The following is a 7,633-nucleotide window of genomic DNA, read 5'->3' on the forward strand; positions in this document are numbered from 1 at the left end:
CATATGCCACCAACTGAATACGAAAAACAATATTATCAGCGGCTCGGAAGTGTCTAGATTATCTGTGGCGATTCAAAATGATTTAAACGGCGTAACGGATACCAGACATGTTCGCAGCCAATTGTTGGTCGAAGATATTCTCATTAAAGGCGTCGCTGACTGGGTTAGATGTAATGGCCTTGGTAGTTTCAACAAGATCCAAGTCCGGAATTCACAGAATATGCCATCGTTTAGCCACCACCATTGGGATCTCTGTGCTCCGTCATATGTTCTGCCAATAGCGGCTGTGAAAAAAAATGGAATGAATAATGGATTCTTTGTTGCGGATATCATCTACGGGGATTTAGATAGTAAAAGCATTCAATCCTATTTAACCAAAGTGCAAAGATGCAGAAATATGCGTAACACTCGCCCATTTCTTGCCATGTTGATAGCAGAACGTTTTGACAAAGAAGGCTTTCGTCTTGCGAAGCAGGCTGGCGTTATGGCTACGACAGTGTCGAATTTACTTGGAAAAGACGGTAGTACTGCCAACTTACTGATTTAGTGTATGATGGTGATTTTAAGGTGCTTGCGTGGCTTCCATTTCCATCAGATGTCCTTCCTGCTCCGCTACTGAAGGCGTGGTGCGTAACGGCAAAAGCACTGCCGGACATCAGCGCTATCTCTGCTCTCATTGCCGTAAAACATGGCAACTACAGTTCACTTACACCGCCTCTCAGCCCGGTACGCACCAGAAAATCATTGATATGGCCATGAATGGCGTCGGATGTCGCGCCAGTGCACGCATTATGGGCGTTGGCCTCAACACGGTTTTACGTCACTTAAAAAACTCAGGCCGCAGTCGGTAACCTCGCGCATACAACCGGGCAGTGATGTGATTGTCTGCGCTGAAATGGACGAACAGTGGGGCTACGTCGGTGCTAAATCACGTCAGCGCTGGCTGTTTTACGCGTATGACAGGATACGGAGGACGGTTGTGGCGCACGTCTTCGGTGAACGCACTCTGGCCACACTGGAGCGTCTTCTGAGCCTGCTGTCGGCCTTTGAGGTCGTGGTATGGATGACGGATGGCTGGCCGCTGTATGAATCACGCCTGAAGGGAAAGCTGCACGTTATCAGCAAGCGTTACACTCAGCGCATTGAGCGACATAACCTGAATCTGAGACAACATCTGGCAAGGCTGGGACGGAAGTCACTGTCGTTCTCAAAATCGGTGGAGCTGCATGACAAGGTCATCGGGCATTATCTGAACATAAAACACTATCAGTAAGTTGGAGTCATTACCGGAAAAGACATCTCAACATTATTATCGAGTTTATTGAATACACTTAATCGCGCCGGAGCTATTGCAGCCGCTAACCCAGAAAAAATTAATGAGCTTTTTAAAGGACTTACAAGAATTGAAGGCGCTGCAATCAACATAAGAGGTGTAATGTTTGAGATGTTAGTGGGCCACATCGTCCTAAAAACCCAAAATGTCAGCACTGTGGATCTGAATAAACAAATCAGTACTGAGGCAGGTAAAGCTGAAATTGATGTTATTGGCTTCAGAGCCGAAGCAGAAATTAAATGTTACGAATGCAAGGGATATGAAGTTAAACGGCTAATTACCGTAGAAATGATTGAAAAATGGATTGACCGTGTTCAACGCATCCGGAAATACTACAGTCAAATTCAAGTTTACCGCGACCGTAAGATGACCTTTTCTTTCTGGACTTCTTCAGATTTTGAACCTAAAGCACTTGAATGTTTGCTCTATCATAAAAAAAGAAACACCAAAATAACTCTGGACTGGAAAAACGGAAGGGACATCCTGGCCATTGTTAAGGAAGATAAACTGAACTCAATAGCTGATGTACTTCAGGAACACTATCTACGGCATCCCCTGGCGCCTGAAACCGATTAGTTGGAGCGCAGTTAAACTGTTGTTTTCTTACGTAGCCTACATCTTTTATTTATGGGCTAGGATATTAGATGTTTTCGTATTTTCTCCCGACAGATAAACGGATTTATCTTGACTTTTAAAGGTGTGATTAGGCTCTTTGTCAACTTATGAAAAATAATTCTTAGTACAACAGCAATAAATTAAATAATGACATCGCAATTTTTCAAGCAATTGATGTCCGCGCTAATACAGTGAATGGTAATTATATCGATATCCTATTACTCAACTTTGTTGTAAACACGAGCCACATAATGTCCCCTGCCATCGCCATGTCCCAAATCCATTGATGCCAGAGCCTGTGCCTCTTCTTTAGTGAAACCTTTTTTCATATGATAATTCATGACATCAACAGAGTAGGCATAACGTAAACTATGAGGCGCATATTTTCCTGTTAATCCGGATTCACGGACAACATTGCGATAACGCTCAATAGCTGTATGTAATGATGGCTTATCAATCAACTTTCCATTATTTTCATTCAAGTGTTTAAGGGACGCATTGATTGCAGCCAGAGTTAACTCACGATCTAATATCGTTGTATCTCTTGGACGCCCTCCTTTTGTCCCGAATACAACACGTATTTTTTCGTCTCCATTGAGTAAAGCTTTTTGCCAGGTACGCAATGATTTAGCAGACTGTACTGTTTCTTCTGTTCTTAAACCGAGTAATCTGGATAGCCTCATTGCACATGCAACGCCATTATCCTTTTGCTCTACACTCGTCAATACCTGCCGAAAATAAGCATCGGGAATAGCAACCTTCGTTCCATCACGGCTCGTTTCCGAAATACCCAGAGCCTGATTGCTCAGTTTTTCGTGAGAAGGATTCGCCATGAATGTTTTCCCCGCAACCCGTAACAAAGCCCTGATAGCTGCCATTTCGTTCTGAAGTGTGCGTCTGGAAATATCTTCGGAAAGACGGCTCTTCATATACAATTCGATATGCCCTGTCTTGATATTTTTAATATCTCTGATTTGAACATTAAGTTTTAATAAACGTTCGGCAAACCTGTCTGCAATTTTCATTCGGTCAGAAACGGTTTTAAAACTTCCCCCTGCCTGCCTGGCAAGCGTTTTAAGATTTTTATTCAGTTTTGCCATCAACAACCCTCCATTTAAACAGGTGTCAGTGCTTTTCCGTCTGCGTGAACGGAAAAGCACTGACACCGGCTGCGCCACAGCTACAGACGATGAATTTCACCCCGACGGCACGGTTTATGGTTGCGCTTCCTGCGTCTCGACAGATATCTGTGCATCGGGGCGGCGAAATGTTGAGTTATTGCGAAGCTCCCCAGGTCTCTGACCTGTTCGCGGTTTGCACCGGGCTGAAATTAATCAGTCTGCTTCCACACACCAGTATGTTGACTGGTGTCGCCATCGATATCGTGTCGATTTTCTCCTTTCAGAATGAAGTCCTTACCCGTTTTTACGGGAAAGACGTTTGGTTGATAAATGAACAAACAGTGAATGAAGTACGTTTTAAGGCTCTCAAAACCTTAAATACGTGTTGGTCAGTTGGTAAAAAAGTTGTCGAAATGGCAGTGCGTCAGCTCTGCCAGTTATGCGCTGCGCGCGTCACTTGGTACTCGTTTCACTCGTGCACAAGTGACGCCGCGCTCCTCTGCTCTCAATGCAGTCGTGGAAGATGCCCAAATGTTCCAAATGGACATACCCACGCCGCAAAGTTCGCAACGGCCAGCAGCGTCATAAAGAGTGAAAACGATAAGAAAATTGCGCCAGACAACGGCTGCAAGACGTATCTGAAAAACAGATACAGAAGTGAAAGGGACCTTCATCGCCAGATTCAAACTGTATGCGATCTTCGTTTTCAAAGGGTAAACGAAGTTACCGCCCGAAGGCGCCACCTCTCAGGTCATGGTGGCATTGGCATGGCGATCACCCGAAGGCGCCTCTCTCAGATCGCCGAGGCATTGGCATGTTGCATACAACGCAACGGTACAACGAGAAAGATATTAGATCGGAGCGTGATCCTTTATCAAGTTTTTATCTGTGACATGGAAGACGAGTCTGCAGGAAACCCTCCAAAATTTGAAGGGTTCCTTTAATGATTTACATGTAATCAATAGTCACCTTTTTTAGTCACCTTTTTGAAGGATTCTCGACGAAGAACTTATCATAAATATCGTCCAGACCAGTGGCAAGACTGTGGTAAAACTCCGTGTAAAACTCCCCATTACATGAATACTTTATAATCCATCCATATGAAAAGTCTTTCGTTGTATATTCAATGTCTGAAATTGACACAGAACTACCGAAACGCAATAAACGTATAAGCCTGTTAAATCTATTTAAATACTCAACTGGATTTACCTCTACATCATAATTACTTTCTATATGACCTATTCGATCAGCAATGAACCAAGTTTCTGATAACATCCCTTTAATTGTTGATGGAAATAGCCTACCAGCCATCAAACCATCAACAATCTCCTCATTGAATGATACGCCCTGGCAGTTTATTTTCGTCCTGACAGAATCCAGAAAATAAAAAATGAACCTTAAATAACCACGGCATTTATCATAATTCCATCTCTGGAACTCGCAAACTTCGTATTTTGTAAAAGATACACCATTAACTATAGATGTATAACTTAATATGAATCCAACATACAACCTGGAATATTGCTCTTCAAGTTTCTCAGCGTTCTCAAAAGATACGTTATTTGCCTTAACCACCGAAACCTTAAGATCAGAATATCGGAATGATTTCTCCAACAACAGTAGCGAGAAACCATAGGAATCCTTATACCAGGTGTTATCCCGAGGAGAATATAACTCGTTTGCTTCTCCTATGATCCATTTATAATTAATAGAAAACCAGTCAGCTATCTCCTTAATCATATCCATTGAAAGAATATCAATAAACTTATCCGGATTTCGAAGATGCGATAACTTTATCCCATAACCGGAGAGCATTTTCGCCATATCAACTGTATTGATGTTATGCAATTCAAACAGCGACATAATCCTGTCATATATTCCTTTGATTTTGTTATCAGCTGCTGGTTTCATTTCCATTGAAACCACGCCGTCAAGGATCATATTAATTACTTGAGAAAGTGAAACGCCAAGAGTTTCGCTTTGCGATTGCAAATAGGCCTTTGTTTCGGGACGAAGTCGAACTGTAGTTAATTCCTTAACGGATGTATCTTCAAGTTGTGATATGCGATCTTCAGCAACCATGTTCCCCGTTTTGATCAGGCTTTGTAGTAACTGTGTGAATCTGAACATGCCTTCCCTCAAGTCTGTGATTACGTTTTAACAGACATTATCAGATAGAACAATCAAAATAAAGCATCAAAGTGATTACGATTTTATGCATTTTGCCTATTTCACTGCTCTCCTTCCTACACGACAAAGAGCCAGTGATGGGCTGTCAGGCAGGTGTTACTCCTTTCTTCCATAGCTAAAATTTCCTGCGCAATAACAGAGGATTACCAATAACTCTGCTGATACAACTTGAAAGCTTCCAAAAAAGATTAATAATACTGTTTATTAATACAGTATTATTTGAGGTTTAGTATGCTTCGTTTTGTCCCAGCAGCGCCCAGCCCCGCGCCCTTTACCGCCCCCCTTTTCACTGAGCGATGCCCTGCCGGATTCCCTTCGCCGGCACAAGATTACGTAGAAGCCGAACTTGACCTGAATGAATACTGTATTCAGCGGCGAGGCTCGACTTATTTTGTACGAGCCATAGGGAACTCAATGACGGACATTGGTCTGCATTCAGGCGATTTGATGATTGTGGATAAGGCAGAACCGGCACGGCGATATTGTTATTGCTGAGATCAAAGGTGAGTTTACTGTTAAACGACTCCTGCTTACTCCACGCCCGGCCTTGCAACCAATGAATCCTGCATATCCAACACTGTGGCCAGAACCAGGACAGCTACAAATTTTTGGGGTTGTTACTGCCTTTGTCCATAAAACTCGCGGTGCGCAGTAATGTTCGCCCTGGCTGATGTTAACTCGTTTTACGCAAGCTGCGAAAAGGTGTTCAGACCTGACCTACGCAGCGTCCCTGTAGTGGTTTTGAGCAATAATGACGGTTGCGTAATAGCAAGATCGATAGATTATGTGGAATTGCAAGTAACGTTGTAGTGCTGATGAGGTAAATTTTATCTGACTACAATATTGATATCGTTTTCCGCAACAATTAGCATCACAGCAGGTAAACCCTCGACACGCATTTTCTGATGTAATTTTTTGATTAAATTATCGTCTTCATTACTGGCTTTTGCTGAAAAACCTTGAGGATGGGAGTGCCATTCGCCAACATAATCGACAACACGAGCGGTCAACTGGTGAACCCGTTCTAATGCTTCTTGTTGTCCCGTTTCTCCCCGGACAAAAGAAGCTGGAGAGGATTTACTGTCGATCGGTTCTGGGAACACGTCAACCAGAATAATCGTTTTGTTCTTAAAATCTGTTATGCCAACAATTGCACCTCCTGTTTCATTAGGCAGAGCCTGTAAACGGGTGTGTTGCAATTTTTGCGCTAAGCCTTGGTCATATTTAACAACCCATTCGCCAGAAATTATAGATACCACGGAATGGAGTTCAATTTCATGTGCATCCACAGCGCCTGAAATTTCATCAGATACCCAGATACACAATCGAGCATCTCCTTTCAGTGCAGTCTGGCGAAGTTGGCGTGAGAGGATACCGGCATGAACATGAATACATTCACTGGACATACGTACAGAAATATCCCGACATCCACCACCGACCCAACGATCGCCATAATTGTGCTGTAGGTGAGTGCTTCCCCACTCGCTGCTCAAAATTGCCCGATAGTATTGCCCCTCAATTGCATCAATTCGGCATTGTCTGTCTACATCTTCCATTAACATCACGCTAGACTGACCTGATGGAGTCAGAAACAGACTAACTATTCTGGGTATATCATCTTTTAACGCTAGAGTCCTCGGCACCTCAAAGGTGGTGCTGACATCCACAACTAAGTCAGCCTCATTTACTGCTTTGGCAATATCATCATCGTCATCAAGAATACTTTTATGGATCGCCTGAGGGAGGGGCTCATGCGGATAAATAGATTCGGCAATATGCTGAATAATATGGGGTTTTGAGACTCCAATATGACAATCAAATCCAATATGGCGAGACAAATTATGTGGAAGGAGCCGATCTGGATCAATAAAAGTCCATGTCCCCCAACCCATTCGAATCCAAATATCAGCCAATGTACTACCAAGAGCGCCAACTCCAGCTAAAATACCTCGAAAAGCCGCACTATCTGAATCAACGGCAGATATGTCTCTCGCATGTGTGGCCTTCATAGCCGAACGTATTTCAACTGGTAAAAGCGGTAATTGTCGCCACTTGGTACTAATTGGTCCGCCAAGAAGCCGTGCGCGATGCTGTACTCCTCGCTCATTTTTTGGCGCCAGCATATCTAGTGCAGTGGCAAGTTCACCGAATGAATTTTGCACAACATAGCCCATAACATCCGTACGTTCTGTTTCTCCGTTTCTTAGACGGGGGATCCAAAGCAGGATAAGTAAGCCTTCGCCTTTACCAGACGTTGGGCGGAGACCATCACTTGGTATTGCTTCATAAACAGCGTCAGTTAGGGAAGGTGCGAATAAGCAGGTCATTTCTTCCCAAGCTGACTCGCTGATTAAAATTTCGCGGATCTGGGCCG

General features: G+C 43.5%; 7 protein-coding genes and 2 pseudogenes. 6 read left to right on the forward strand and 3 right to left on the reverse strand.

The window, feature by feature from the left end:
* From GF617_RS25705 to GF617_RS25715, 3 genes are all read left to right on the forward strand, one after another.
* On the forward strand, nt 1-547 hold a 547-nt coding region (locus GF617_RS25705), incomplete at its 5' end, for a hypothetical protein (RefSeq protein ID WP_203452724.1).
* A 28-nt stretch (nt 548-575) separates the two neighbouring features.
* A protein-coding gene (locus tag GF617_RS25710; protein WP_094106546.1) for an IS1 family transposase occupies nt 576-1,273 on the forward strand; the annotation gives its coding sequence in 2 pieces (ribosomal slippage) (nt 576-825 and nt 825-1,273; 699 coding nt in all).
* A gap of 48 nt (nt 1,274-1,321) precedes the next feature.
* The gene (locus tag GF617_RS25715) at nt 1,322-1,909 is read left to right on the forward strand and encodes a hypothetical protein (RefSeq protein WP_203452725.1); all 588 of its coding nucleotides are present in this window, start codon (nt 1,322-1,324) and stop codon (nt 1,907-1,909) included.
* A 257-nt stretch (nt 1,910-2,166) separates the two neighbouring features.
* Here GF617_RS25715 and GF617_RS25720 read toward each other — a convergent pair whose 3' ends face one another.
* A complete protein-coding gene (locus GF617_RS25720; protein WP_203452726.1) occupies nt 2,167-3,048 on the reverse strand; it encodes an integrase domain-containing protein in 882 nt (293 codons plus the stop codon).
* 89 nt (nt 3,049-3,137) lie between these two features.
* Between GF617_RS25720 and GF617_RS25725 the strand changes: the two genes are divergently transcribed.
* Complete coding sequence (locus GF617_RS25725; RefSeq protein ID WP_203452727.1) at nt 3,138-4,013, forward strand: hypothetical protein; 876 nt, start codon at nt 3,138-3,140, stop codon at nt 4,011-4,013.
* A gap of 34 nt (nt 4,014-4,047) precedes the next feature.
* On the opposite strand, the gene GF617_RS25730 is transcribed toward GF617_RS25725, so the two are convergent.
* Nucleotides 4,048-5,151, reverse strand: coding sequence for a hypothetical protein (locus tag GF617_RS25730; protein ID WP_203452728.1), 1,104 nt, complete (start codon nt 5,149-5,151; stop codon nt 4,048-4,050).
* Between the two features lie 339 nt (nt 5,152-5,490).
* Between GF617_RS25730 and umuD the strand changes: the two are divergent.
* A pseudogene (gene umuD / locus GF617_RS25735) lies at nt 5,491-5,914 on the forward strand (translesion error-prone DNA polymerase V autoproteolytic subunit).
* A pseudogene (locus GF617_RS25740) lies at nt 5,914-6,042 on the forward strand (DNA polymerase V subunit UmuC); the annotation flags it as partial. The pseudogenes umuD and GF617_RS25740, both read left to right, overlap by 1 nt.
* Before the next feature lie 44 nt (nt 6,043-6,086).
* Here GF617_RS25740 and GF617_RS25745 read toward each other — a convergent pair.
* Nucleotides 6,087-7,625, reverse strand: a complete 1,539-nt coding sequence (locus GF617_RS25745; RefSeq protein ID WP_375291209.1) for a ThiF family adenylyltransferase — start codon at nt 7,623-7,625, stop codon at nt 6,087-6,089.
* Nucleotides 7,626-7,633 lie beyond the last annotated feature (8 nt).

It is taken from the genome of Lelliottia sp. RWM.1 (genome assembly GCF_016859735.1).
In the GTDB taxonomy this organism is placed as follows: Bacteria; Pseudomonadota; Gammaproteobacteria; order Enterobacterales; family Enterobacteriaceae; genus Enterobacter.

Coding starts and splice junctions, on each gene's coding strand:
- GF617_RS25725 (WP_203452727.1), top strand. CDS start 3,138: ATGAATTTCACCCCGACGGCACGGTTTATGGTTGCGCTTCCTGCGTCT.
- GF617_RS25720 (WP_203452726.1), bottom strand. CDS start 3,048: ATGGCAAAACTGAATAAAAATCTTAAAACGCTTGCCAGGCAGGCAGGG.
- GF617_RS25730 (WP_203452728.1), bottom strand. CDS start 5,151: ATGGTTGCTGAAGATCGCATATCACAACTTGAAGATACATCCGTTAAG.